Annotated in this window: 26 protein-coding genes; 14 read left to right on the top strand and 12 right to left on the bottom strand. The window is 60.4% G+C overall.

Going from position 1 to position 23,787, the window contains the following annotated elements; translation table 11 throughout:
* Window positions 1-68 precede the first annotated feature (68 nt).
* The 3 genes from AB5Y59_RS11275 (at window position 69) to AB5Y59_RS11285 (ending at window position 5,073) form a co-directional block, all read left to right on the top strand.
* Window positions 69-1,231, top strand: a protein-coding gene (locus tag AB5Y59_RS11275) for an IS3 family transposase (RefSeq protein WP_103243192.1) whose coding sequence is annotated in 2 segments (ribosomal slippage) — window positions 69-324 and window positions 324-1,231 — 1,164 coding nt in all. Because the reading frame shifts where the segments join, the coding sequence is not laid out codon by codon here.
* 227 nt (window positions 1,232-1,458) lie between these two features.
* Window positions 1,459-1,776 carry a PTS system regulator TmaR gene (gene tmaR / locus AB5Y59_RS11280; protein WP_010672687.1) on the top strand — a complete coding sequence of 106 codons (318 nt, stop codon included), beginning with the start codon at window positions 1,459-1,461 and terminating at the stop codon, window positions 1,774-1,776.
* Between the two features lie 213 nt (window positions 1,777-1,989).
* Window positions 1,990-5,073 (top strand): transglycosylase domain-containing protein, encoded by a 3,084-nt coding sequence (locus AB5Y59_RS11285; RefSeq protein ID WP_268451399.1) that lies wholly within the window; start codon window positions 1,990-1,992, stop codon window positions 5,071-5,073.
* An 86-nt stretch (window positions 5,074-5,159) separates the two neighbouring features.
* On the opposite strand, the gene yjgA is transcribed toward AB5Y59_RS11285, so the two are convergent.
* On the bottom strand, window positions 5,160-5,684 hold the full coding sequence (yjgA, locus tag AB5Y59_RS11290) for a ribosome biogenesis factor YjgA (RefSeq protein ID WP_010672689.1): 525 nt from the start codon (window positions 5,682-5,684) through the stop codon (window positions 5,160-5,162).
* Window positions 5,685-5,798: 114 nt separating this feature from the next.
* On the opposite strand from yjgA, the gene pmbA reads away from it, so the two are divergent.
* Entirely contained in the window at window positions 5,799-7,142 is a 1,344-nt protein-coding gene (gene pmbA, locus AB5Y59_RS11295) for a metalloprotease PmbA (protein ID WP_010672690.1), read from the top strand.
* 91 nt (window positions 7,143-7,233) lie between these two features.
* Here the strand turns inward: pmbA and murA are convergent, their stop codons facing one another.
* The 7 genes from murA to mlaF are packed head-to-tail and all read right to left on the bottom strand — an operon-like array spanning window position 7,234 to window position 11,755.
* Window positions 7,234-8,490: a UDP-N-acetylglucosamine 1-carboxyvinyltransferase gene (gene murA, locus AB5Y59_RS11300; protein WP_039040468.1), complete on the bottom strand. Its 1,257-nt coding sequence runs from the start codon at window positions 8,488-8,490 to the stop codon at window positions 7,234-7,236.
* Between the two features lie 19 nt (window positions 8,491-8,509).
* Window positions 8,510-8,767 carry a BolA family iron metabolism protein IbaG gene (gene ibaG, locus AB5Y59_RS11305; RefSeq protein WP_010675882.1) on the bottom strand — a complete coding sequence of 86 codons (258 nt, stop codon included), beginning with the start codon at window positions 8,765-8,767 and terminating at the stop codon, window positions 8,510-8,512.
* A complete protein-coding gene (locus AB5Y59_RS11310; RefSeq protein ID WP_010675881.1) occupies window positions 8,767-9,039 on the bottom strand; it encodes a lipid asymmetry maintenance protein MlaB in 273 nt (90 codons plus the stop codon). Before AB5Y59_RS11310 ends, ibaG begins: the two co-directional genes overlap by 1 nt.
* Window positions 9,036-9,668, bottom strand: a complete 633-nt coding sequence (gene mlaC / locus AB5Y59_RS11315) for a phospholipid-binding protein MlaC (protein WP_039040470.1) — start codon at window positions 9,666-9,668, stop codon at window positions 9,036-9,038. The genes AB5Y59_RS11310 and mlaC overlap by 4 nt, the downstream gene beginning before the upstream one ends.
* 2 nt (window positions 9,669-9,670) lie before the next feature.
* Entirely contained in the window at window positions 9,671-10,168 is a 498-nt protein-coding gene (mlaD, locus tag AB5Y59_RS11320) for an outer membrane lipid asymmetry maintenance protein MlaD (protein WP_043154596.1), read from the bottom strand.
* 7 nt (window positions 10,169-10,175) lie between these two features.
* Window positions 10,176-10,955 carry a lipid asymmetry maintenance ABC transporter permease subunit MlaE gene (gene mlaE / locus AB5Y59_RS11325; RefSeq protein ID WP_010675878.1) on the bottom strand — a complete coding sequence of 260 codons (780 nt, stop codon included), beginning with the start codon at window positions 10,953-10,955 and terminating at the stop codon, window positions 10,176-10,178.
* Complete coding sequence (gene mlaF / locus AB5Y59_RS11330) at window positions 10,955-11,755, bottom strand: phospholipid ABC transporter ATP-binding protein MlaF (protein WP_069785529.1); 801 nt, start codon at window positions 11,753-11,755, stop codon at window positions 10,955-10,957. Before mlaF ends, mlaE begins: the two co-directional genes overlap by 1 nt.
* 206 nt (window positions 11,756-11,961) lie before the next feature.
* Here mlaF and AB5Y59_RS11335 point away from each other — a divergent pair, with 206 nt between their 5' ends.
* The 10 genes from AB5Y59_RS11335 to npr all read left to right on the top strand — a co-directional run bounded on the left by AB5Y59_RS11335 (window position 11,962) and on the right by npr (window position 18,773).
* Window positions 11,962-12,957: a KpsF/GutQ family sugar-phosphate isomerase gene (locus AB5Y59_RS11335; protein WP_029314845.1), complete on the top strand. Its 996-nt coding sequence runs from the start codon at window positions 11,962-11,964 to the stop codon at window positions 12,955-12,957.
* A complete protein-coding gene (gene kdsC / locus AB5Y59_RS11340; protein WP_368211999.1) occupies window positions 12,957-13,511 on the top strand; it encodes a 3-deoxy-manno-octulosonate-8-phosphatase KdsC in 555 nt (184 codons plus the stop codon). The genes AB5Y59_RS11335 and kdsC overlap by 1 nt, the downstream gene beginning before the upstream one ends.
* Entirely contained in the window at window positions 13,508-14,068 is a 561-nt protein-coding gene (gene lptC / locus AB5Y59_RS11345) for an LPS export ABC transporter periplasmic protein LptC (protein ID WP_039040473.1), read from the top strand. Before kdsC ends, lptC begins: the two co-directional genes overlap by 4 nt.
* Entirely contained in the window at window positions 14,055-14,573 is a 519-nt protein-coding gene (gene lptA / locus AB5Y59_RS11350) for a lipopolysaccharide transport periplasmic protein LptA (RefSeq protein WP_010675873.1), read from the top strand. Before lptC ends, lptA begins: the two co-directional genes overlap by 14 nt.
* Before the next feature lie 12 nt (window positions 14,574-14,585).
* Window positions 14,586-15,311, top strand: a complete 726-nt coding sequence (gene lptB / locus AB5Y59_RS11355) for an LPS export ABC transporter ATP-binding protein (RefSeq protein ID WP_010675872.1) — start codon at window positions 14,586-14,588, stop codon at window positions 15,309-15,311.
* Between the two features lie 65 nt (window positions 15,312-15,376).
* Window positions 15,377-16,816, top strand: a complete 1,440-nt coding sequence (locus AB5Y59_RS11360) for an RNA polymerase factor sigma-54 (RefSeq protein ID WP_039040474.1) — start codon at window positions 15,377-15,379, stop codon at window positions 16,814-16,816.
* A gap of 20 nt (window positions 16,817-16,836) precedes the next feature.
* Entirely contained in the window at window positions 16,837-17,124 is a 288-nt protein-coding gene (hpf, locus tag AB5Y59_RS11365; protein WP_005305957.1) for a ribosome hibernation promoting factor, read from the top strand.
* Between the two features lie 2 nt (window positions 17,125-17,126).
* A complete protein-coding gene (gene ptsN / locus AB5Y59_RS11370; RefSeq protein WP_010675870.1) occupies window positions 17,127-17,573 on the top strand; it encodes a PTS IIA-like nitrogen regulatory protein PtsN in 447 nt (148 codons plus the stop codon).
* Between the two features lie 40 nt (window positions 17,574-17,613).
* On the top strand, window positions 17,614-18,480 hold the full coding sequence (rapZ, locus tag AB5Y59_RS11375) for an RNase adapter RapZ (RefSeq protein ID WP_010675869.1): 867 nt from the start codon (window positions 17,614-17,616) through the stop codon (window positions 18,478-18,480).
* 20 nt (window positions 18,481-18,500) lie between these two features.
* Window positions 18,501-18,773 carry a PTS phosphocarrier protein NPr gene (npr, locus tag AB5Y59_RS11380; protein ID WP_010675868.1) on the top strand — a complete coding sequence of 91 codons (273 nt, stop codon included), beginning with the start codon at window positions 18,501-18,503 and terminating at the stop codon, window positions 18,771-18,773.
* A gap of 15 nt (window positions 18,774-18,788) precedes the next feature.
* Here npr and AB5Y59_RS11385 read toward each other — a convergent pair whose 3' ends face one another.
* From AB5Y59_RS11385 to AB5Y59_RS11400, 4 genes are all read right to left on the bottom strand, one after another.
* Window positions 18,789-20,693: a transcription antiterminator gene (locus AB5Y59_RS11385; protein ID WP_368212000.1), complete on the bottom strand. Its 1,905-nt coding sequence runs from the start codon at window positions 20,691-20,693 to the stop codon at window positions 18,789-18,791.
* Between the two features lie 103 nt (window positions 20,694-20,796).
* Window positions 20,797-21,537, bottom strand: coding sequence for a KDGP aldolase family protein (locus AB5Y59_RS11390; RefSeq protein WP_368212001.1), 741 nt, complete (start codon window positions 21,535-21,537; stop codon window positions 20,797-20,799).
* Window positions 21,537-22,652, bottom strand: a complete 1,116-nt coding sequence (locus AB5Y59_RS11395; protein WP_368212002.1) for a DgaE family pyridoxal phosphate-dependent ammonia lyase — start codon at window positions 22,650-22,652, stop codon at window positions 21,537-21,539. Before AB5Y59_RS11395 ends, AB5Y59_RS11390 begins: the two co-directional genes overlap by 1 nt.
* Window positions 22,636-23,775, bottom strand: coding sequence for an amidohydrolase/deacetylase family metallohydrolase (locus tag AB5Y59_RS11400; RefSeq protein ID WP_368212003.1), 1,140 nt, complete (start codon window positions 23,773-23,775; stop codon window positions 22,636-22,638). Before AB5Y59_RS11400 ends, AB5Y59_RS11395 begins: the two co-directional genes overlap by 17 nt.
* Between the last annotated feature and the right edge of the window lie 12 nt (window positions 23,776-23,787).

Consider the following 23,787-nt stretch of genomic DNA (forward strand, 5'->3'; position numbering starts at 1 on the left):
TGTAGTGGTCTAATCATCCCGGACACCGTTTTAGGTGGTACAGTCGCCACCATTATTTGAGGTGTTCAATGACAAGATTACGTCGCTCATTTACTGCCGAGTTCAAGCTGGAAGCCGCATCCCTGGTGCTCGACCAAGGCTATTCAGTCCCCGAAGCCAGCCGTTCACTGGATGTCGGCGAAACCGTGCTGCGTCGATGGGTTCAGCAACTTCAATCAGAACGAAGTGGCGCTACACCTGCTAACCGGGCGCTGACCCCTGAGCAGCAAAAAATTCAGGAGTTGGAAGCCCGCATCAACCGGCTTGAACGCGAAAAGGCCATTCTAAAAAAGGCTACTGCTCTCTTGATGGCGGACGAACTCGAACGTACGCGCTGATAGACCGATTAAGGGAGCAAGCCCCCACCACCCTGGTCTGTTGCGCTTTCGGTATACCAACCGCCTGTTTTTACGACTATCTGGCTCGCAGGCGCACAATTAACCGTGAACGGGTGCAGCAGAGAAGTGAGTTACGGTGTTTGTTCAAAGAGAGTAGAGGCTCAGCTGGCAGCCGGGCCTTGATGTCAATGATGCGGGCACTGGGGCATCAGATTGGTCGGTTCAAGGTGCGTCGCCTGATGAAGGAGGCCGGGCTGGTCTCCAAACAACCGGGAGCTCATCGTTATCAGGTCGCGCGGTCTGAACGACCGGATATTCCCAATCTTCTGGCGCGTGAATTTGATGTCCAGCAACCCAATCAGGTGTGGTGCGGCGACATCACTTACGTATGGGCAGGTGGCCGCTGGCATTACCTGGCCGCGGTGCTCGACCTCCACACCCGACGGGTCGTGGGCTGGGCGATGTCCGGCAGGCCTGATGCTGAGTTGGCCGTGAAAGCGCTCGACATGGCGTATCAGCAACGGGGCTGCCCGTCTGGCGTGCTGTTTCACTCCGACCAGGGCAGCCAATACGGCAGCCGGGTATTTCGGCAACGGCTGTGGCGCTATCGCATGACCCAGAGCATGAGTCGGCGTGGCAACTGCTGGGATAACGCGCCGATGGAGCGGCTGTTCAGGAGCCTCAAGACGGAATGGCTTCCGACCACGGGGTACATGAGCCTGCGGGAAGCCAAGCGGGATATCAGCTACTACCTGATGGATTACTACAACTGGCGGCGCCCGCATCAACACAATGATGGGATACCGCCAGCAGAGGCCGAAAATCGGCTTAACTGTGTGTCCGGATTTAGTTGACCACTACAACATGTTGGCTCTCTCCGTTTTCATCATTTTTCGCGTAATAACCCAGTCGGATCCGTTCTGTCTAAACCCGCCGCCCGCGCTGCGATTGGGGTTGTATCTGAATCATAACTCGGTAGAGTAAGGGGCATTCCGGGTTTGCCCGTGCCATGGTTTCGGTTTCTTTTTCTGGTATGGGACTCTCCGCCTGTTTTTATTCACCTTCACTCAGTGGTACCGATATGGAACAAGTAAACAAGTCAACCTTCAACGATGTGCTGGAATATGTGCGTATGTCCCGTCGTCAGAACAAGCTCAAGCGTGAAATCGCGGACAACGAGAAAAAGATCCGTGACAACCAGAAGCGGGTACTGTTGCTCGACAACCTGAGTGACTATATCAAACCCGGTATGAGCATTGACGAGGTTCAGGCCATCATCGCCAACATGCGGACCGATTATGAAGAGCGCGTAGATGACCATATCATTAAAAATGCCGAGCTTTCCAAGGAGCGCAAGGAGCTGAGTACCAAGCTGAAGAGTATGAGCACCAGCAAATAATACCGCCCCGCTCTCGTCAACACCGGCCTCTGGCCGGTGTTTCATTTTCATGCCGCAGCTCGGATCTCTTGCCGCGTTGCAACAATCGGCTCCCATTTTCACAATCGCCCTGTTAACATCGCTGCAAAGCGGTCAATAGATTTCAAGCCCTTGACTTGAAACGACTAAGCTTGATTGAAAGACAATAAATTGCGCAACCATGGTGGGGCTGATATGGGCGCATCAAAACAGACGGATTCAAATAAAGTGGCATCTCAGGATTCATCCGTACCTAATACGGACGGGCAACAACAGCGTAAACGCCGACCCTGGTGGCGCTGGTTGTTCTGTTTTATCTTCTTGCTTTGCCTGGCTGCAGTGGTCGCCCTGGTGGGTTATGAAATGAAGACCTCCCGACTGCAGTCACAGGAGATCTCCCGCTATGCGGCCACCCTGACCTATCAGCTCGAACCCGGCCCCAGCAAGCAGATTGCCTTCCCCGACGACGGCCCGTTCGACAAGCGACTCGGTTATGTGCTGATGCCCATGATCCAGGAACGTCTCGTTCAGCGTGGCTACCAGGTGAGCGAACAGGTCCGTTTTTCCGATGCGCTCTACAACTACGCCAGCCACGGTTTCTTCGTGCCTTATACCGAGAAGGTCCAGGCAGGATTGACACTCTATGACTGCCGTGCCGAGCCTTTCTACCAGTACAAGTATCCGACTCATTACTATCCGGATTTCAATGCCATACCGCCCCTGGTCATCCAGTCTCTGCTGTTTATCGAGAACCGTGAACTCCTGAGCAACAAGGAACCGCTGGCCAACCCGGCCGTAGACTGGCCGCGCTTTGCCAAGGCGGCGCTGTCTCAGGTGGGCAAGGCGCTGGATATGCAGGATCAATCTGCTGGCGGCAGTACCCTTGCGACCCAGGTGGAAAAGTATCGTCATTCTCCCGATGGACTGACTGTTTCGCCGACCGAGAAGATCCGCCAGATGGTCTCGGCCAGCGTTCGTGCCTATCGGCTGGGGCCCGAGACCCTGGAGGCCCGCAAGCTGGTTGCCTGGGCCTACCTCAACTCGGTCCCGCTCTCTGCGGCGCCCGGTTATGGCGAGGTGCACGGTCTCGGTGATGGCCTCTGGGTCTGGTTTGGCGCCAATGTTGATGAGGTGAATCGACTGCTGGATCCCGCTCGCAACCAGGATTCTACCCTGGCCGAGCAGGGCCTTGCCTTGCGCCAGGTTGTCTCCCTGATGATCGCCCACCGCCGTCCTTCCTATTACCTGGCGCAGGGTAGAGAAGCACTGTCTACCCTGACAGACAGCTATCTGCGACTCTTCGTGCAGGAGGGAATGATCACGCCCCCCCTGATGGAGTCGGCTCTCAAGGCCAAGCTGGTCTTCCGCGATTTCCTGCAGGCACCTGCCATCACTCGAGTCAACAACAACAAGGGGCTGCAGGTGGCTCGCACTCGTCTCAGTCGTCAGCTCGGGGTGCAGCTTTATGATCTGGACCGCATGGATCTGACGGCCAACACCACCCTCAATATGCCGCTGCAGAACGAGGTGTCACGGTATCTGCAGCAACTGGCAGACCCTGCATTCGCAGCCCAGGTGGGCCTGTTTGGTGAGCGCCTGCTCTCGCCGGAGAAGACGGGTGATGTGAAGTACAGCTTTACCCTGTTCGAGAAGACGCCGGAAGGGGTCAAGGTGAGGGTGCAGACCGACAACACGGACCAGCCGTTCGACATCAATGAGGGCAGCAAGCTTGAACTGGGATCCACCGCCAAGTTGCGGGTACTGACGACCTATCTCGAGATTGTCACCGAGTTGCATGACAGCTACGGCAACATGCCGGTGGAGAGCCTGCGAAAGATCGAAGTGTCCGATCAGGACAACATCAGCCGCTGGGCCATCGCCTATCTGATGAGTGCCAAGGACAGAAGCCTGCCGGTGATGCTGGAGGCCGCACTGGACCGCAAGTATTCCGCGAGTCCCTATGAAGGCTTCTTTACCGGCGGTGGCATGCACACCTTCAACAACTTCCGCAAGGAAGACAACGGTCGCATCCCGCCCATTCGCGATGCGCTGCGGGAATCCATCAACCTGCCCTTCGTGCGCTTGATGCGGGACATCGTCCGCTACAGCCTCTACAAGGAGGGAAATCGTGCCCAGTTGCTGAAAGATGACAGGGATCCTCGCCGTACCGAGTATCTGGCCAAGTTTGCCGACAAGGAGGGCCAGACCTATCTGCTGAGGTTCTGGCGCAAATATCGTGGCAAGAGTGCAGAAGAGCAGCTCGATACCTTCCTCGATGGTCTCAAACCCAGCGCGGTGCGTCTCGCCGCCGTGCATCGCTATCTGATGCCGGAAGCCTCCCAGGCCGATTTTGCCGCTTTCCTGGCCAAGCGCCTGCCGCGGGAGAAATTGACCGAGAAGCGCATAGAGCAGCTCTATACCAATTACGGCCCTGGCAAATATTCTCTTCCGGATCAAGGTTATATCGCACGGGTGCATCCACTTGAGCTGTGGTTGCTTGCCTATCTCAAGGAGTTTGACAAGGCCACCTTTACCGATGCGGTAACCGCCAGCCGTGACGAGCGTCAGGAGGTCTACAGCTGGCTGTTCAAGACCCGTCATCGCAGTGCCCGGGATAGCCGGATCCGCACCATGCTGGAGGTTGAGGCCTTCCTCGACATCCATCAGCGCTGGGCTCGCCTGGGCTACCCGTTCGATCACCTGGTTCCGTCCCTGGCGACCGCACTGGGCAGCTCGGGCGATCGTCCTGCTGCGTTGGCCGAGCTGATGGGGATCATCCAGAACGGTGGCGTGCGCGCCCCCACCCTGCGCATCGAACACCTCTCCTTTGCCAAGGGGACTCCCTTCGCCACCGTCTTTGAGCCGGCGAACACCCAGGGGGAACGGGTGATGCCTGCCGAGGTGGCCAACGCCTTGCGCAATGCACTCTCCAAGGTGGTGGAAGGGGGGACGGCGCGGCGCATCGCCGGGGCCTTCGCCTTGCAGGATGGTACTGTCCTGGCCCTGGGGGGCAAGACGGGGACCGGGGACAACCGGATCGAGACGGTGGGTCGCTACGGCAATGTGACCAGTTCACTGGCTCGCAACCGGACTGCGACGTTCGTCTTCTACATCGGGGATGATCACTTCGGCACGCTGACGGCCTATGTACCAGGCAGCCAGTCCGACAAGTTCCGCTTCACGTCGGCGCTGCCTGTACAGGTGCTCAAGGGGATGGCCCCCCTGCTGGTACCCTATCTGCAACCCGCTACTCACACCCAGTGCATGGCGGGCAGCTGAGCGGACATCGCATGAAAAAACGGGGCCATTTCGGCCCCGTTTGATTGTGTACTGCACGCCGCCATGAGGTGGACGTGAGTCATCACTTACAACAGATCTTCAATTTCACCGCGCAGGTACTGGTACATCTCGCGATAGGCTACCGGCGGCTTGTTCAGCTCCCGCTCCTTGTTGGCGGTGCGGATCAGCTGACGCAGCTTCTGGCGATCCAGCTCGTGGAACTGGGACATCAGCTCGTTGAGGGCGCTGTCGCCTTCGGTGATCAGCCGCTCGCGCCACTGTTCGAGGCGGTGCAGGCGGGCGTTCACGGTGGAGTGACGCATCTTGATGATGGAGAGGGCCTCTTCGATGGGGGCGACATCGCGGCTACGCATCAGACGGCCGATGAACTGGAGATGGCGGCGGAAGGACTCATCCTTCTTCGGCTTGAGCTTGCGGCCCAGCTCGACCGCTTCGGCAAGCTCTTCATCCAGGGGGATCTTCTCCAGCTCGCTGTGACTCAGGGAGACGATCTCTTCCCCCATCTTCTGCAAGGCCTCGGCATCACGCTTGAGCTGGCTCTTGCTGGGGCCCCAGTCTTCCCACTCGTTGTCGTCTTGATATTGACTCATCGGTCTTTGTATTCCTGTCATTCACGTTTGGCGGATATGTTACCAGCTTCTCCCGCTGGGCGCAGGGGTCTGATATGCTTAGCCCCTTTCCTTCCCTTCATACATATGTGAGTTATGGACCAGCAAGATCAAATCCGCCAGGATCAATCCCATCTCGAGGCCGTGGTCGCCGAGGCCCTTGAGATAGCGAAAGGGCTGGGCGCCGGGCTTGCCGAAGTCTCCATCAGCAAACAGACCGGCCTCTCGGTGAACACCCGGGGCTGCGAGCTGGAAAGCATCGAATTCAACAAGGATGGCGCACTCGGCATCGCCGTCTATCGCGACGGTTGCAAGGGGTCCTCCTCCACCACGGATCTGACCAAGCCGGCCATTCGCGCCGCCGTGGAAGCGGCCATGGAGATCGCCCGCCACACCTCTCCCGATGACTGCGCCGGTCTTGCGGATGCGGATCTGCTGGCTTGGGATGCCCCGGACCTGCAACTGTGCCACCAAATCGAGCTGGATCCCCAGCGTGGCATCGCGCTGGCCATCGAGTGCGAGCGGCTGGCCTTGGGACGGGATGCCCGCATCAAGCACTCTGACGGAGCCAGTTTCTCCAGCCACCTGGGCGTCAAGGTTTATGGCAACAGCCACGGCTTCGTCAAAGGCTATGCTGCATCGCGCAACTCCCTGAGCTGCGTACTGATCGGCGAGCAGGATGGCGACATGCAGCGCGACTACGGCTACTCCTCCAGCCGCTCCCTGGACGGGCTGTGGAGCCCCCAGCGCATCGCTGACGAGGCGGTGGAGCGCACTGTTTCCCGCCTGGGGGCTCGCAAGATCAGCACCCGCCATGCCCCTGTGCTGTTCCACCCCGATACCGCTGCCGGTCTGTGGGGCCATCTGGTGATGGCCATCAGTGGGGGGAACCTCTATCGCAAGTCGAGCTTCCTGCTGGACAAACTGGGCAAGCAGATCCTGCCCGAGTGGCTCACCATCCAGGAGTTCCCCCACTTGCCGGGAGGACTTGCCAGCACCCCGTTCGACGGGGAAGGGGTTCGCACCCGCGACATGGACATCATCCGCAACGGCGAGCTGATGAGCTGGCTGCTCACCTCCTACTCCGCCCGCAAACTGGGCCTGACCACCACGGGCCATGCCGGGGGTATCCATAACTGGCAGGTTTCCAATACCGGCCAGGACTTCCAGGGCATGCTCAAGGAGATGGGTACCGGGCTGCTGGTGACCGAGCTGATGGGGCAGGGGGTCAACATCGTCAATGGTGATTACTCCCGCGGCGCAGCCGGTTTCTGGGTTGAAAATGGCGAGATCCTCTATCCTGTGGAGGAGATCACCATTGCAGGCAATCTAGCCGACATGTTCAGCCATATCGTGGCGGTGGGCAGTGATGAGGATGAGCGTTCCAGCCTCAAGACCGGCTCCGTACTGGTCGAGCAGATGAAACTGGCGGGGCACTGATCCCCTCCGTCCGATCTGGTACACGGCCATGAAAAAGGCCCCCTCGCTTTGCGAGGGGGCCTTTTTATCGTCGGCTCATGGTGAAGCCAGCTTATTCCTTGATGCGCTCGATGCGACCACCCAGGCCTTGCAGCTTGTGCTCGATGTCTTCGTAGCCACGGTCGATGTGATAGATGCGATCGACGATGGTGGCCCCTTCGGCCACGAAGCCGGCCAGCACCAGGCTGGCGGAGGCGCGCAGATCGGTCGCCATCACCTGGGCACCCTTGAGCTGCTGGGTGTCGCGGCAGATGGCCACATTGCCCTGCAGTTCGATGTCGGCACCCATCCGAACCAGCTCGGGCACGTGCATGAAGCGGTTCTCGAAGATGGTCTCGGTGACCATGCCGGTGCCCTGGGCGACCGCGTTCAGCACGGTGAACTGTGCCTGCATGTCGGTCGGGAACGCCGGGTAGGGGGCGGTCTTGATGGTGACAGGTTTCAGGGTGCGACCTGTCATGTCGAGGGTGATCCAGTCGTCACCCTTTTCAATCAGGGCGCCAGCCTCTTCCAGTTTGACCAGTACGGCTTCCAGCAGGCTGGGGTCGGTGTTGCGGCAGGTGATCTTGCCACCGGTCACGGCGGCGCCCACCAAGAAGGTGCCGGTCTCGATGCGATCGGGCTGCACGCTGTAGCTGCCACCGTGCAGACGTTCTACGCCGTCGATGGTCAGGGTATCGGTGCCCGCGCCCTGGATCTTGGCGCCCAGCGCGTTGAGGAAGTTGGCCAGATCGACCACCTCGGGCTCACGGGCGGCGTTTTCGATCACGGTGCGACCGTCAGCCAGGGTGGCGGCCATCATCAGGTTCTCGGTACCGGTCACGGAAACCATGTCCATCAGGATGTGGGCACCTTTCAGGCGGCCGTCGACGCGGGCTTTGATGTAGCCCTCTTCGATGACGATCTTCGCGCCCATCAGCTCCAGGCCGTGGACATGCAGGTTGACCGGGCGGGCACCGATGGCACAGCCGCCGGGCAGGGAGACGTCTGCTGCACCGAAGCGGGCTGCCAGCGGGCCCAGGGCCAGGATGGAGGCTCGCATGGTCTTCACCAGCTCGTAGGGGGCGACATGATTGTTTACCGCACCGGTCAGCACGGTCACATTGCCGTTGACCTTGGTGGTGGCGCCCAGCATCTCCAGCAGCTTGAGGGTGGTACCCACGTCTTTCAGGCGCGGTACGTTGGAGAGTTGAACCTCTTCGTCACACAGCAGGGTGGCAAACAGGATGGGCAGGGCGGCATTCTTGGCGCCGGAGATGGTCACTTCACCGGAGAGGGTGCAGGGGCCGGTGATCTTGAATTTGTCCATGGTTTACTTCTTTACCAAATCAGGAGGGCAGCTGGAATTTACGCTCGCGTTTCCACTCGGCGTCGGTATAGGCCTTGATGGAGAGAGCGTGGATCTCGTTGGTGGCGATCTTGTCCATCAGCGGGGCATAGATGGCCTGTTGTTTCTTGACCCGGCTCATGCCGTCAAACATGTCGCCGACGGCGATCACCTGGTAGTGACTGCCGTCCCCTTTGACATGGACTTCGGACAATGGCAAAGCCTCGAGGAGTATCGCTTCAATTTCAGAGACTTGCATTATGAGTCCTCAGTTGTGAGCGGGGTTGAATGAAAGAGGCTGGCCACCCCGTAGAGGTTGGCCAGCGTATGGAAATCGTTGGAGGCACCCACCAGTGTCGGAGTGGCACCCCGTGCCAGTGCCGCCTTGGCCCACTTGACCAGCAGGGCAAGGCCGGCGGAATCCAGGGTAGTGACGGCACCGAGTTCGAGCCGGTCGTCCTGCCACCAGTCGGCGCGGCGTTGCCACAGATCGTTGACCTGCGGGGCCTGCAAGTCACCGCTCAGGATCATGACTTGATCACCAGCGGCTTGGCATTGTGTTCACGCAGCTGGGCGATCACCGCATCGATGCCGTTCTGGCGAATGAGGCCACCCAGCTCGTTCTGCTTGGCAGAGAGCAGGCTGATCCCTTCGGCAACCATGTCGAAGGCTTTCCACTCGCCGGTCTTGTTGTTCTTGCGCAGCTTGAACTCGAGGAAGATGTCCGGCTTGCCGGCCTCTTTCACGCTGACGTTGACGGCGGTGATGTTGCTCTCGGCGGCTTTGCCGGGTTGGACCTTGACGGTCTGCTTGTCAAAGTGTGCCAGGGCGTCGGCGTAGGAGCTCACCATGTACTCGGTGAAGACGTCCACAAAGGCGTCACGCTGGGCAGGGGTCGTCTGTTTGATCTGGTTGCCGAGCACCTTGTAGGCGGCGAAGCGGTTGTCCACGTAGGGCAGCAGCTCCTCGCGGATGATGACGCGCAGGTGATCGGGGTTGCTCTTCACCTGGGCCTGATCGGCTTTCAGGCGGGCAAAGGTCTGCTGGGCGGCCTGATCCACGAGGGCATAGGGGTCCGAAGTGTTGACATCCGCACGGGCGACGAGGGAGAACAGCATGCTGGTCATCAGACCCAGCATCAGGGCGATCTTCTTGAACATGGTTACTCCTTGGTTGCGGGTGTGTTGGTCGGGGAGGACTGGCTGTAGAGGAACTTGCCAATCAGATCTTCCAGCACGATGGCGGACTTGGTGTCTTCGATCATGTCGCCATCCTTGAGCATGCTGGTGCCCATCTCCTCATCGCTGAACCCCGGTGCCAGACCGATGTACTGCTCACCGAGCAGGCCAGAGGTCAGGATGGAGAGGGTGCTGGTCTCGGAGAACTCGCCGGCACTCTTCTGCATCTGCAGGGAAACGATGGGGACCTGGCTCTTGGGATCCAGGGTGATGTCGCTGACACGACCGACGACGACGCCGCCGACCTTGACCGGCGAGCGTACTTTCAGGCCGCCGATATTATCGAAATGGGCGCGCAGGGTATAGGTTTCTCCTTCCGGTTTGAAACTCAATCCCGCCACTTGCAGTGCCAATGCCAGAATGGCCGCGATGCCAGCCAGCATGAAGGCGCCAACCAGAAATTCTACTTTGCTGAACTTCATCTTTCCCTTATCCAAACATGACTGCGGTGAGTATAAAATCCAGACCGAGCACGGCCAGGGATGAGTGAACCACGGTACGGGTCGTCGCCTGACTGATCCCGGCCGAGGTCGGTTTGGCATCATAGCCGTTGAAGAGCGCTATCCAGGTCACCACCAGGGCAAAGATCAGGCTCTTGATGGCGCCCTGCATGATGTCGTCCTGCCAGTCGACGGAGGCCTGCATGGCGGACCAGAAACTGCCTTCGTCCACCCCCAGCCAGTCGACACCAACCAGCTTGCCGCCAAAGATGCCGATCAGGCTGAACATGAAGGCCAGCAGCGGCATGCTGATGACCCCGGCCCAGAAGCGGGGCGCCACGACCCGGCGCAGCGGATCGACCGCCATCATCTCCAGGCTGGAGAGCTGCTCGGTGGCCTTCATCAGGCCGATCTCGGCGGTGAGGGCGGAGCCCGCACGACCGGCGAACAGCAGGGCGGTGACGACCGGGCCCAGCTCACGGAGCAGGGAGAGGGAAACCAGAGGCCCCAGGCTCTGCTCTGCGCCGAAATCCTTCAATACGTTGTAACCCTGCAGGGAGAGCACCATGCCGATGAAGAGGCCGGACACCAGTATGATGGCGACGGATTGCACTCCCACCACATACAGTTGCTGCACCAGCAGCGGGAAGTGCTTGCGTGGCTGGGGTCGTCCTGCCAGTGCATGAAACAGCATGATGGTTGCCCGGCCGACGGCGTTGATGAAACGCACACCGCTGCGGCCCAGCTTGCTTATCTGACTTGTCAACATCACAGATCCTGTAGCAGGTCGCCTGCCGGAAAATGAAACGGAACAGGACCGTCGGGCAATCCCTTGAGGAACTGCTCGACTTCGGGATTGTGCTCCTCGCGCAGCTGCTCCGGTGTGCCGTGTGCCACTACCTTGCGGTTGGCGATGATGTAGGCGTAGTCGGCGATGCTCAGCACCTCCTTCACGTCGTGGGTGACGATGACGGAGGTGATGCCGAGGGCATCGTTGAGCTCCTTGATGAGCTTCACCAGCACCGCCATGGTGATGGGGTCCTGCCCCACGAAGGGCTCGTCATACATGATGAGATCCGGATCCAGCGCGATGGATCTCGCCAGGGCCGCGCGACGCGCCATGCCACCGGAGAGCTCGGACGGCATCAGCTTGGCCGCCCCGCGCAGACCGACAGCCTGCAGTTTCATCATGACGATGGTGCGGATCAGCTCTTCCGGCAGGCCGGAGTGCTCCCGCAGCGGGAAGGCCACGTTGTCGAAGACGGTCATGCCGGTGAACAATGCGCCACTCTGGAACAGCATGCTCATCCGTTTACGCACTTCATACAGGCGTGAACGGGAGAGAGTGGGAACGTCTTCCCCGTCAAACAGGATCTGACCGGACTCAGGCTTGAGCTGGCCCCCGATCAGGCGCAGCAAGGTGGTCTTGCCGATCCCGCTCGGACCCATGACGGCGGTGACCTTGCCACGGGGAATGGTCAGGTTGATCCTGTCGTACAGCAGCCGATCCCCGTGACTGAAGGTCAGGTCGGAGATGGTGATCAGGTCATCGTTCAAACAATTGTCCATCCGGTATAAATGAAGAGCGAATTTTATGGGCTAGTCTAGGTCTAAGCAACAGCGAGGAACAACTATTGAGCGGGTTTCCCCCCCAAGTACGCGACAGTTTTATGTAACAACCTGCGTCAATGACCGCCCATTCCGCATCCGATTCGCTTATCTCGGCAGACTTTTTTATAATCCCGCAGCAAATTTCGGCCCGGAGCTGTGCCTTTATGTCTGTAAAGCCTGAAAAAGTGTCTGAATTGTTCGATTTCCGTCGCAGCGCCCGAGCGGTGCTGGACATAGAAAAACAAGCCATTGATGGACTCTACCAGTACCTTGACGAGGCGTTCGAGCGCGCCTGCGAGATGGTGCTGCGCTGTGGCGGCAAGATAGTGGTGACCGGCATGGGCAAGTCGGGTCATATCGGCAACAAGATTGCCGCGACCCTGGCCAGCACGGGAACGCCCGCCTTCTTCCTGCACCCGGGCGAGGCGAGCCACGGGGATCTCGGCATGATCTCAGCCGGGGATCTCATCATCGCCATTTCCAACTCCGGCGAGAGCGACGAGATCCTGGCCCTGCTGCCGGTGCTCAAGCGCCGCGGCATTCCACTCATCTGCATGACAGGCAATCCGGCTTCCACCATGGCGAAAGAGGCCAACGTGCACCTGTGCATCAAGGTGGAGAAAGAGGCCTGCCCCCTCGGTCTGGCCCCGACATCCAGCACTACCGCCACCCTGGTGATGGGGGACGCGCTGGCCGTGGCCCTGCTGGAGGCCCGTGGCTTCACCGCCGATGACTTTGCGCTGTCGCATCCGGGCGGGTCCCTCGGCAAGCGGTTGCTGTTGCGAGTGGGCGATCTGATGCACAGCGGCGAGCTGTTGCCCAAGGTGGGGATAGATGCCACCATCAGCCAGGCGCTGCTGGAAGTGAGCCGCAAGGGGCTCGGCATGACGGCGGTGGTGGACGATCAAGGGCTGCTTGCCGGTCTGTTCACCGATGGTGACCTGCGCCGCATTCTGGACCTGCAGGTGGATATTCATCACACCCCCATCAGCCGCGTCATGACGGTGAACTGTGTTACCGTAGGGCCTGAGATGATGGCGGCCGAGGCCGTCAAGCTGATGGAAACCAGGAAAATCAACGGGTTGTTGGTCGTGGATGGGGAGAGACACCCGCTGGGTGCCTTCAACATGCATGACCTGCTGAAAGCCGGAGTAATTTGATGCAAGACGTACCGACCCTCTATGGTCCGGTGACGCGCAGCCAGTACGAGAAGGCGGCGCAGATCCGCCTGCTGGTGTGCGATGTGGATGGGGTGCTCTCCAACGGCTTCATCTATATGGGCAATAACGGCGAAGAGCTGAAGACCTTCTGCACCCGTGACGGTGCCGGCATGCGTGCCCTGCTCAATGCGGGCATCGAGATTGCCGTCATCACGGGGCGAAACTCCCGCATCGTCAGCGATCGCATGAAGAGTCTGGGTGTCCAGCATCTGGTGCAGGGTGCAGACAAAAAGCTGCCCCACTTCGAGGCCTTGCTGACCAAGCTCGGGCTGGATGCATCGCAAGCCGCCTATATGGGAGATGACACCATCGATCTGCCGGTGATGCAGGCTTGCGGCCTGGGTATCGCCGTTGCCGACGCCCATCCGCTTGTGCTGGCGAAGGCGGATCTGGTGACGCGGCTTGGCGGTGGCGTCGGGGCCGTGCGTGAGGTGTGCGACCTGATTTTGCAGGCCCAGGGATTGGCTGACTATCAACCCGAGGCGTCGCGATGAACAAACAGACTGTGCTGTTCGGCCTGCTGTTTCTGGCTGCGCTGGCGGCCTGGCAGCTGGGGGAAATCGAGCTGGTCCCCGAGCCGACCACCAAGACGGAAAATTTTCAACCGGACTTCACCGCCAGAGAGTTGGTGACGACCCGCTTCAACGAGCAGGGCAAGCGCACCGAGCGGCTGGAATCCGAATATGCGGAGTACTACCAGGTGCTTGAGCAGGCCACTTTCACCAAGCCGGTGGTCTACATGTTCGATGACAAGGGCGCGGCCGAATGGAAGCTGACGGCCGAAACCGGGGTGCTCAACACCGATGACAATGTGATCCTCCGTGACAAGGTGCATCTGGACGGTCTGCTGCCCGCCTCCTTCATCTCCACGCTGGATACCTCCTATCTGGAGCTGGATCTGGTGACGCAGGGGATGAGAAGCAACCAGCACATCAGCATTGTGGGCCAGGAGTTCCAGACCGAGGGCGTTGGCCTCAAGGGTCACCTGGAACGTAAATATTTCGAGTTACTGGATAAAGGCCATGCCACTTATTTCAATGAAAAACGTTAATCTGGCCCTCACGGCCCTGTTGCTGTGCGGTTCCCTGAATGCCAAAGAGTCCGACTTTGCCGAGAAGGTCTATGTGGATGCGGTCAAGCAGGTGGCCGAGATGCAGGACAACCGCATCACCTTCAGCGAGGATGTCATCATCACCCAGGGCACCATCAAGATTAAGGCTGACAAGGTGGTGGTGATCCGCTCCGGCGACAAGGGCGCCGAGGTCATGACCGCGTATGGCAACCCAGCCACCTTCTTCCAGGTGCTGGACAACGGCAAACCGGTCAATGCCCATGGCAACAGCATCCGCTACGAGCTTAAGAACCGGCTGGTGACCATCACCGGCAATGGCCAGCTCAAGCAGGAAGACAGCCAGGTGACCGGCGATCTCATTCGCTACGACATCGTCAAGCAGAAGATGATTGCCGAGAGCAAGGGGCCCACCCAGCGCGTCAAGACGGTGTTCCTGCCGGATCAGGTGGAGAACTTTGACAAACCCGCCGATCAGAAGAAGTAGGAAACAACAGCCATGGCAGTGTTAAAAGCAACGGGTCTGCAAAAGAGCTACAAGCGCCGCATGGTGGTCAGCGATGTGAGCCTGGAGGTGGGAACGGGCCAGATCGTGGGCCTGCTCGGCCCGAACGGCGCGGGCAAGACGACCTCCTTCTACATGATCGTGGGCCTGGTGCAGCGAGATGCCGGCCTCATCACCATCGACGAGCAGGACATCAGCCTGCAGCCCATGCATATCCGTGCCCGCAATGGCATCGGCTATCTGCCTCAGGAGGCCTCCATCTTCCGGCGCCTGTCGGTGTTCGACAACTTGATGGGGGTCATGCAGACCCGCAAGGGGTTGAGCCGCGAAGAGCGGGAGGATAAGGTCGAACAGTTGCTGGAAGAGTTCAATATCACCCATATCCGCGACAGCCTGGGTCAGAGCCTCTCGGGTGGGGAGCGGCGCCGGGTGGAAATCGCCCGGGCGCTGGCGGCAGAGCCGAGATTCATTCTGCTCGATGAGCCTTTCGCAGGTGTTGATCCTATTTCAGTCATCGATATCAAAAAGATCATCCAGCATCTGAAAGAACGCGGGTTGGGTGTGCTGATTACGGACCACAACGTCAGAGAGACGCTGGATGTGTGCGAGAAGGCCTACATCGTCAGCCACGGCAAGATGATTGCCGAGGGCGCGCCGGCCGATATCCTCGCCGATGAGCAGGTCAAGCGCGTCTATTTGGGCGATCAATTCAGTCTATAGTAAGGGGGCACCCCTCATTTTTGTTAGGTGACTGCCTCGCTGAACATAAGGATATCCCGACGTAGATGAAGCCGACATTACAGTTGCGTCTCGGTCAGTCCCTGACCATGACGCCACAATTACAACAAGCGATTCGTCTGCTCCAGCTCTCCACCCTGGAACTCCAGCAGGAAATTCAGCAAGCGCTCGACAACAACCCCTTGCTGGAGCAAGAGGAGAACGAGGCGCAGGAAACCAGTCAGACAGAGACACAGGACGCCAGTCAACTCGACTCCAGCGATGCCATGGCCCAGGAGAGCATGCCGGATGAACTGCCGGTGGACACCACCTGGGACGAGGTCTACTCGGCCGGTACGGCCCAGAGTGCAGGCCCCATCCATGACGGGGAAGACAGCGTCTATCAGGGGGAGACCACCGAGAACCTGCAGGACTACCTGCTGTGGCAGATGCGGCTCACCCCGTTCAGTGATGTGGATGCTGCCATCGCCCTTGCCATCATCGATGCCATCGACGAATCCGGGTATCTGACTGCCACCCTCGAGGATATTCAGGCTGCAGTCAGCAGCGAGGAGGTAGAAGTCGAACTGGATGAGATCGAAGCCGTGCTCAAGCGGGTGCAGCATTTCGATCCGGTCGGCATCGCCGCCCGTTCGGTGCAAGAGTGTCTGCTGATCCAGCTCGGCCAGTATTCGCCGGACCTGCCCTGGCTCGACGAAGCCAGAGAGGTGATCCGCGAACACATGGACCTGCTCGGCAATCGCGACTACCGCACCCTGGCTCGCAAGACCCGCCTCAAGGAGAGCGATCTCAAGGAGGTGCTGGATCTCATCCAGCAACTGGAGCCCAGACCCGGCAACGGCATCATCCAGAGTGAATCCCAGTACGTGATCCCGGATGTGTCCGTGGTCAAGAAGGGCAGCAAGTGGGTGGTTGAACTCAATCCGGATTCTGCTCCGCGCATCCGTGTCAACGAGGCCTATGCGGCCATGGCGCGCAATGCCCGCAGCAGCACGGATACCCAGTTCATCCGTTCTCATTTGCAGGAGGCCAAGTGGTTCATCAAGAGCCTGGAGAGTCGTAACGACACCCTGCTCAAGGTGGCCAGCTGCATCGTCGAGCAGCAGCAGGGCTTTTTCGAGTACGGCGAAGAGGCCATGAAACCCATGGTACTCAACGACATCGCGGAAGCGGTGGAGATGCATGAGTCGACCATTTCACGGGTCACGACCCAGAAGTACATGCATACGCCCCGCGGCATTTTTGAACTGAAGTTTTTTTTCTCCAGTCACGTCAATACGGAGGGAGGAGGAGAGTGCTCATCGACCGCTATTCGCGCCCTGATCAAGAAGCTGGTGACGGCGGAAAACCCCGCCAAGCCGCTTAGTGATAGCAAGATCGCGGATTTGCTGGCCGAACAGGGTATTATGGTGGCGAGACGCACGATCGCAAAGTACCGTGAATCCTTGTTGATCCCGCCATCCAATCAGCGCAAACGCCTGGTTTAGGCAAACAAAAGGAAGACGTTATGCAAATTAACCTGACCGGACACCATGTCGAGATTACCGAAGCTCTGCGTGATTATGTGAACAACAAATTTGCCAAACTCGAGCGTCACTTTGACCATATCAACAACGTACACGTGGTGTTGAGCGTCGAAAAACTGAACCAGATCGCCGAAGCCAAGCTGCATGTCAGCGGGGGAGAGGTGTTCGCCAATTCGCAGCATGCCGACATGTATGCGGCGATTGATACCCTGCTGGATAAACTGGATCGGCAGATCATCAAGCACAAAGATAAGTTAAATCAAAAATAACTATGCAACTTGAACACATACTGAGTCGGGACTGCACCAAGAGTGCGGTCCCTTGTACCAGCAAGAAACGCGCGCTCGAGATCATCAGTGAACTGGCCGCAGAGCGCCTCGGCGCTTCCCGCCAGGTCCTGTTTGAAAGCCTGCTGGCGCGAGAAAAGATGGGTAGTACCGGGATCGGAGCCGGTATCGCCATCCCCCACGGCCGGATTGACGACGCCTTCGCGCCGACCGCCGTGTTGATGACCTTCTCCGAGCCCATCCCTTTCGATTCTATCGACAATCAACCGGTTGACCTGCTCTTTGCATTGCTGGTGCCGGAAAGCGAGTGCAAGCAGCACCTCAAGACTCTTTCCCTGATGGCATCCAAACTGGGTGACAAGGCCGTCTGCCGCCAGCTGCGCCAGGCGACCAGCGACGAAGAACTCTATCAGATCATGACGTCGGCCTGAGGCCGGGTCTGACACAGCCACGTTGGCGTGAGGGGACAAGATGCAGTTAATTGTAGTAAGCGGTCGTTCGGGCTCCGGCAAGACGGTGGCCCTGAGGGTGCTCGAGGATCTCGGGTACTACTGCGTGGACAACCTGCCGGTCAACCTGCTGCCCCAGTTGATCGTGTCGGTGGAGAGCCAGTATGACAAGCTGGCGGTCAGCATCGACGTGCGCAACCTGCCTGCCCAGGCAGACAGGCTGGAGAACCTGCTGAGCCAGGTGCGCAACGAGGGGCGAGTCAAGTTTTCGAGCTTCTTCTTTGATGCGGACAACGCGACCCTGCTCAAACGCTACGGTGAGAGCCGTCGTCTGCATCCTCTGTCCCGCAACAAGCTTTCGCTGGACGAGGCGATCCGGGAAGAGACCCACCTGCTGGCACCGCTCTCCTCGACCGCCGACCTGCGCATCGACACCACCAACCTCAGCATTCACGATCTCAGCGAGCTCATCAAAACCCGGGTGCTCGGCAAGAAAGAGAACGAGCTGGTGCTGGTGTTCGAGTCATTCGGTTTCAAGTACGGCATTCCCAAGGATGCGGACTTCGTGTTCGACGCCCGTTTCCTGCCCAACCCGCACTGGATCCCGGAGCTCAAGCCCTTCACCGGCAAGGATGAGCCCGTGGCCAACTACCTCTCCAGCCAGCCGGATGTCATGCTGTTCATCCAGCAGATCGAGAATATGCTGGGGACCTGGTTGCCCCACCTGGAGCGCAACAATCGCAGCTATGTGACCGTCGGGATTGGCTGTACCGGCGGACAACACCGCTCGGTGTTCATCGCCGAACGGCTGGCCAGCGCATTCCGGTTGCTTGGCAAGAACGTGCAGATCCGCCATCGCACGTTGGACAAGCGTTCAAACCCCGCCTGACAGATCCACAGGATGCTCAGATGACCGTTTCCGCCTCGGTAGAAGTCAAAAACAAGTTAGGCATTCACGCCCGACCGGCCATGATGCTGTTCGAGCTGGTGCAGGGGTTCGATGCCCACGTGCTGCTGCGCAACGAAGAGGGGGTCGAGGCCGACGCGGACAGCGTGATCGGCCTGCTGATGCTGGACTCCGCCCAGGGCAAACAGGTGGAGGTGCAGGTGGAGGGCCCCGAAGAGGTGGAGGCCCTGGCCGCCGTGGTGGCGCTGTTCACCTCGGGCTTCAATGAGGAGTAATACGCCTCGGCGTGCTCAAGGTGCGCTGCGAGCCAGCGCCTTGAAAGCGGCAAAATCCCGACAAGCCAGCAGACTTCTGCTGGCTTTTTCGTTCATCAGTGCCAGAAACAGATCATAAAGTCCCATGGCTTCCTCATAATCCGCCTTGGCGATGGCCAGCACGAAGATGAGGGTAGCGCTCTCGCCGTTGCCCCAGTCGATCCCCTGGGGGGCCAGCACGGTATAGACCAGGGTGCGGCGCGCCAGCAGGCCGAGGGAGTGGGGCAGAGCGATGCCGTCCCCCAGCATGGTTGAGACGATTCGCTCCCGCTCCTGCAAGGATCCCCGGAATCCGCTCTCCACCAGATCCTCCGCCTCAAGCTGGCTGCAGATGCGATCAAACAGCACCCCCTGGCTGATGGGTTCATCAAGCACCATGAAGTGGTCGGCATCGAAATACTTGTCGAGCAGATAGGGACGGGTGCGATCGACGAGCACCAGCTTGCCGAGCTGCTCCAGCTGGTATTGGGTCGGGAAGGGGGAGACCTGTACCACGGGAGCATTCTTCTCGCTCACCTTGAGGGTGCTGATGACGAAATCCTGCTCGACTCGCACCAGTCCCTCATAGTCCCGCACCGACTCCAGCGTGGTCAGCTGCAGTTGGGGGTATTCCCGCCGGATGCGTGCTTCCAGCACCCGGAAGGTGGCGTTGCCCGCATCGCACAGCAGCAGCGCCTGGGGGCGCCGGGTGTAACCGATGTCGTAGTGACGCTCCAGTCCGACCCCGATGTGGATCACCAGGTAGCCGATCTCGTGGTGGGTCAACCGGTAGGGGGTCTGCCTGATCCACTCAGAGATGGCCGCCAGGGTGATGTCGTAGGCGAGGGGGTAATACTGCTTGATGTGGTCCGCCAGGGGATTGTGGCTGCCAATCTGGTATTTGACCCGCAGCAGCATGGCGCCGATGTGGGTCTGCAGGTCGGCTCGCAATTGCGGGTCGCCGCGCAGGTCATAGGGGTAGTGCTGGTGGATGTAACCCAGCAGGTGCGCAGTCAGCTGCTCGCTCTCGGCCGCCATGGCCGGGCTGAGCAGGGGCGTCTCTGCAGTGAGGCGAGCCTGGATCTGGATGGCGAGACAGGCGATCTCTTCCTGCCCCGGTGAAGTCAGGGTCGGCAGCTCGGCATAGATGTCGCGGGCCACCACTGCCAGGGGCGGGGTGATGTCGTCGCTGGCAAACTGGCGCAACTCGTGGCCAGACGCCTGGCGAAGCAGGGCGACGGCACAGTAGACGGTGACTTGCTGCAGGCTCTCGTCGGCCAGGCGTAGCTGATGGCGACCGAGTTGCTCGTGAATGTGGTTGCCCACTACCTCCAGCGTCTTGCTGGGGCAGAGGGTGGGCAACAGGCTCTGGAGCGGATGCTGGTGCAGCAGCTCCTGGCAGAGCAGTTGGGTGAGGCAGGCGCGGATCGCCATCTCGCTTCCCGCAATGCGCATCCCCACTCTGGGTTTGCTGTCGATGGTGAGCCCGAAGTGGGCGAGCCGCTCCCGCACCTCCGTCATGTCCCCTTGCAAAGCCGCCCGGCTCAGATACCAGGTGTCCGCCAGCTCGTCGAGCTTGATCCCCTGTTCCGCCGTCAGCAGCAAGACCTGGAGGTGCAGCACCCGCTCGCGGCTGGTGCGAGGCAGGGGACTCTCCTGCCCCTGGGCGGCCAGCAGCGCATCGAACAGTCCCTGATTGTAGATCTTGAGCTGGTAACCGCTGCCCCGCTGATGGATCAGGTGGGCGCCCCGGGTGGCGATGAGCTCGTTCAGGGTCGCCACGTCGGTACGCACCGTGCGGGTGGAAACATTGAGACGGCGGGCCAGCTCCTCCTGTGGCAGGGGCTCCGCGTGAAGCAGGGCGAGCAGTTGCTGGAGTCTGGGGTGGGGCAGCTTGGTCATGAGGGGGTGGGGACTCCTGTCGCGCATGGTGGGTCGATGTTAACAAGGGGGTCATTAACAAGCCAGGCACCGCCCAGTGATCGGACCGGTGCCTGTGGGGTTGCTATGCCAGCAGTGCCTTCACCATGGCGAGGAGGGTACGCACATCCTCCGGCCGGGTCTGGCCGCTCTCGCTGTCGATGATGGAGCTGTAGACATGGGGGATCACCTTCTCGACTCCTGCCTCCAGCGCGATCCGCAGTATCTCCTCGAAGTTCTCAAGATCGATACCGCCGGTGGGCTCCAGCCAGAAGCCGTGGCGGGCACAGGCCTCGGCCACTGCCTGATACTCGGCGCGGCAGGCGAGTCCCCCCATGGGGAAGAATTTGACCGAGCTGCCCCCCATGTCCTTGAGCAGGGCAATGGCGGTATCGATGGGGACGATGCCGTCAGCCTGCTGCGCGCTGAGGGGGCCGGTGGAGATCTTCACCATGCCGGGGGTGCCGGTGGGGGAGACAAGGCCATTGACGAGGGTGTCAGCTTGACCGAGCAGCGCCCGGCTGGCCCCGACCCCGGTGAACACCTGATTGACGTGCTGGGGCTGCAACTGGCGGGCCAGCTCGGCCACCATGGCGGACTGGCGCGGATCACCTGCTCCCAGCCCGATGGAGAGGGCGTTGTCGATAAGCTTGGCGTAGGCCTCCATGTCGGCGACGGCAGAGGGAATGTCCGGGTAGTTCTTGGAGAGCACACCGACCAGGACGTGGCCCTCGGCAGCCTCATAAATGTCGACGGCATTCTCTTTGGAACCTGCCAGCACGTTGAGGCAGACCCGATCGCTGTAGTAATTGGGGGTAAGAGACATCAGTTGTTCTCCTGAACGAGGTGGGCAATGGCGGAGTGGATCTGGTCGAGCTGGGGCTGGCTGACGCTGCGCACGTCTATCTCGATGTGCCCCTCGTTGGCCTTGTAGCCGCGGCAGTAGATGGCGGGGGTACCCTGTTGCAGACGGGAGACCACTTCCACCGTGGTCATGCGGATCTGCTGGTGGTCGAAGGCGATGTCGGTGCGGGCGATGTCGCGCCCCGCGCTGTCCCACACCACCTTGGCGGTGACGCCGGGCAGCTGGTTGAGGCGCTCGATGAAGGGGGTCATCTTGGCGACCATGGCGGCGCCGCTCTCCTTCTCTTTGGCCAGGTAGCGCTCGATGGCGTGGGTCAGGCCGAGGATCCCCTCCTTGCCCACCTTCATGGCACGGCCTATGCCGCCAGCCTGCTGCTTGACCCACTCCACATACTGACGCCTGCCGAGCACCAGGCCGCTGGTGGGCCCTTCGATGGCCTTGGCGCCGCTGTAGATGACCAGATCAGCCCCCTGGTTGTAGTAGAGACGCAGATCCTCCTCAGCCGCCGCATCGACGATGAGCGGGAGCCCGTGGGCCTTGGCCACCTCGGCCGCCTCGGCCACCGACAGAATGCTCTTCTGCACGCAGTGGTGGGACTTGATGTAGAGGATGGCGGCGGTATTGGCATTGATGGCGGCGGCCAGCTGGGCGGGTGAGCACTCGTTGGCGTAGCCTGCCTCCACCACCCTGCCGCCCCCCAGGTTGACCATGGTGCCGACGGGGGCACCAAAGTTCACGTTGTGGCCCTTGGGCAGCACGATGTCGCTCGGCACGTCGTGGGCATGAGCATGCAACTGCTCGAGGCGATAGGGGTCGCCGCGCACGATCACGGCGGCCACCGACTGGGCGATGCCGGCGCTGGCGCAGGAGACCACCATCGCATCTTCAACACCCAGCAGTTCGGCCAGGTAGGCGCCGGTCTTGTTGACCAGATCCTTCACCTCGAAGTAGTGGCCGAGGCCGAAGTTGACCGCGTCGACCACCTCCTGCTCGGGGGTGGAGACGCCGAGAATGGTCATGCGCCCGGAGGCGTTGATCACCGGTTTGAGCCGGTATTTCTCATACACAGAAGGCATGGTGTGATTTCCCGTAGTGAGTCAGAACCAGTGCGCCGCCCACCAGGGCGGCGAGAGGGAGCAGTTGCCGATCACCGTTGCGGGTGCCGGCCTCGGTATCGGTAAAGAGAGTGGGGCCGCAGCTCACCTCGAACAGGGTGATGTCTGCATCGGCGCCCACCTCGAGTCGTCCCTTGCCGGGCAGGCGCAGGGCATCGGCGGCCTGGTGAGTGACGCAGGCGAGCACCTGCTCCAGGGTCATGCCGATGGCGAAGAACTTCGACATCACGTGGGCAAGGCTGTAGACGGGCCCCTTGATGCGGTTCTTGCAGTAGATGTCTGAGCTGATGGTGTGGGGCAGGATGCCCTGGGCAATGGCCAGCTCCGCCACCTCGAAGCTGAAGCTGGCACCGCCATGGCCGATGTCGAGCAAGAGTCCCCGCCGCATCGCCTCGCGCACCGCCTGGCGCAGTTCACCCGCCGGGGTCAGGATGCGGTTGGGCTTGCCGTTGAAGCAGTGGGTCAGCAGATCGCCCTCCCCCAGCAGGGCGACGATCTCGTCCAGATCCGGCGGCGTGTTGCCCACGTGCACCATCAGTGGCAGGCTGCCATTGGCCTGTTGGATCTGCTTGGCCATGCGCAGGGGTTGCAGACCGCTTTCACCCACCACGCTGCCGCTCATGCGCGCCTTGATGCCGACGATGAAGCCGGGATGGCGCCGGATGGCCGCCTGGGCGAGGGCGGGATCGATGTCTGCCGGATCCGCCAGCTCGTTCTGGCGCAGCAGACCGATGCGGGAGATGTTGAGCAGGGCATGCACCCGGGTCTTGCAGGTGGCGGCTATGCGCTGGAAGTCGTCCACATCGTCGGCTCCGGTGCTGCCGGCGTCGATGACGGTGGTGACGCCGGATTCCACGCCCACCTTGTCCGGCTCATCGTGATAGATGGGAGAGGCGGGGTAGCAGTGTGTGTGGCCGTCGATCCAGCCGGCGCTCACATGGACCTGCCCGCCCAGAGTGAGGGTTTGCTTCGCCTCCGTGCTCTCTGGCAGCGAACCCAGCGCCGCTATCTTGCCATGCTTGATGGCGACGTCGACAAGCTGCCCGTTTCCCAGGCGTCCCGCCCTGATGATCATGTCGTACATGCTGATATCCCT

The organism is Aeromonas sp. s10, from assembly GCF_040907975.1.
GTDB classification, from domain to species: domain Bacteria; phylum Pseudomonadota; class Gammaproteobacteria; order Enterobacterales; family Aeromonadaceae; genus Aeromonas; species Aeromonas caviae.

Excerpts from the sequence above, each read along its gene's own strand:
- yjgA (WP_010672689.1), bottom strand. The coding sequence starts at position 5,684 with ATGAGTCAATATCAAGACGACAACGAGTGGGAAGACTGGGGCCCCAGC.
- lptA (WP_010675873.1), top strand. The coding sequence starts at position 14,055 with ATGAAAAACGTTAATCTGGCCCTCACGGCCCTGTTGCTGTGCGGTTCC.
- kdsC (WP_368211999.1), top strand. The coding sequence starts at position 12,957 with ATGCAAGACGTACCGACCCTCTATGGTCCGGTGACGCGCAGCCAGTAC.
- AB5Y59_RS11395 (WP_368212002.1), bottom strand. The coding sequence starts at position 22,652 with ATGCCTTCTGTGTATGAGAAATACCGGCTCAAACCGGTGATCAACGCC.
- AB5Y59_RS11400 (WP_368212003.1), bottom strand. The coding sequence starts at position 23,775 with ATGTACGACATGATCATCAGGGCGGGACGCCTGGGAAACGGGCAGCTT.
- AB5Y59_RS11385 (WP_368212000.1), bottom strand. The coding sequence starts at position 20,693 with ATGACCAAGCTGCCCCACCCCAGACTCCAGCAACTGCTCGCCCTGCTT.
- pmbA (WP_010672690.1), top strand. The coding sequence starts at position 5,799 with ATGGACCAGCAAGATCAAATCCGCCAGGATCAATCCCATCTCGAGGCC.
- rapZ (WP_010675869.1), top strand. The coding sequence starts at position 17,614 with ATGCAGTTAATTGTAGTAAGCGGTCGTTCGGGCTCCGGCAAGACGGTG.
- hpf (WP_005305957.1), top strand. The coding sequence starts at position 16,837 with ATGCAAATTAACCTGACCGGACACCATGTCGAGATTACCGAAGCTCTG.
- mlaC (WP_039040470.1), bottom strand. The coding sequence starts at position 9,668 with ATGTTCAAGAAGATCGCCCTGATGCTGGGTCTGATGACCAGCATGCTG.
- tmaR (WP_010672687.1), top strand. The coding sequence starts at position 1,459 with ATGGAACAAGTAAACAAGTCAACCTTCAACGATGTGCTGGAATATGTG.
- AB5Y59_RS11390 (WP_368212001.1), bottom strand. The coding sequence starts at position 21,537 with ATGTCTCTTACCCCCAATTACTACAGCGATCGGGTCTGCCTCAACGTG.
- AB5Y59_RS11285 (WP_268451399.1), top strand. The coding sequence starts at position 1,990 with ATGGGCGCATCAAAACAGACGGATTCAAATAAAGTGGCATCTCAGGAT.
- AB5Y59_RS11335 (WP_029314845.1), top strand. The coding sequence starts at position 11,962 with ATGTCTGTAAAGCCTGAAAAAGTGTCTGAATTGTTCGATTTCCGTCGC.
- mlaF (WP_069785529.1), bottom strand. The coding sequence starts at position 11,755 with ATGGACAATTGTTTGAACGATGACCTGATCACCATCTCCGACCTGACC.
- mlaE (WP_010675878.1), bottom strand. The coding sequence starts at position 10,955 with ATGTTGACAAGTCAGATAAGCAAGCTGGGCCGCAGCGGTGTGCGTTTC.
- murA (WP_039040468.1), bottom strand. The coding sequence starts at position 8,490 with ATGGACAAATTCAAGATCACCGGCCCCTGCACCCTCTCCGGTGAAGTG.
- ptsN (WP_010675870.1), top strand. The coding sequence starts at position 17,127 with ATGCAACTTGAACACATACTGAGTCGGGACTGCACCAAGAGTGCGGTC.
- lptB (WP_010675872.1), top strand. The coding sequence starts at position 14,586 with ATGGCAGTGTTAAAAGCAACGGGTCTGCAAAAGAGCTACAAGCGCCGC.
- AB5Y59_RS11360 (WP_039040474.1), top strand. The coding sequence starts at position 15,377 with ATGAAGCCGACATTACAGTTGCGTCTCGGTCAGTCCCTGACCATGACG.
- ibaG (WP_010675882.1), bottom strand. The coding sequence starts at position 8,767 with ATGCAAGTCTCTGAAATTGAAGCGATACTCCTCGAGGCTTTGCCATTG.
- npr (WP_010675868.1), top strand. The coding sequence starts at position 18,501 with ATGACCGTTTCCGCCTCGGTAGAAGTCAAAAACAAGTTAGGCATTCAC.
- mlaD (WP_043154596.1), bottom strand. The coding sequence starts at position 10,168 with ATGAAGTTCAGCAAAGTAGAATTTCTGGTTGGCGCCTTCATGCTGGCT.
- lptC (WP_039040473.1), top strand. The coding sequence starts at position 13,508 with ATGAACAAACAGACTGTGCTGTTCGGCCTGCTGTTTCTGGCTGCGCTG.
- AB5Y59_RS11310 (WP_010675881.1), bottom strand. The coding sequence starts at position 9,039 with ATGATCCTGAGCGGTGACTTGCAGGCCCCGCAGGTCAACGATCTGTGG.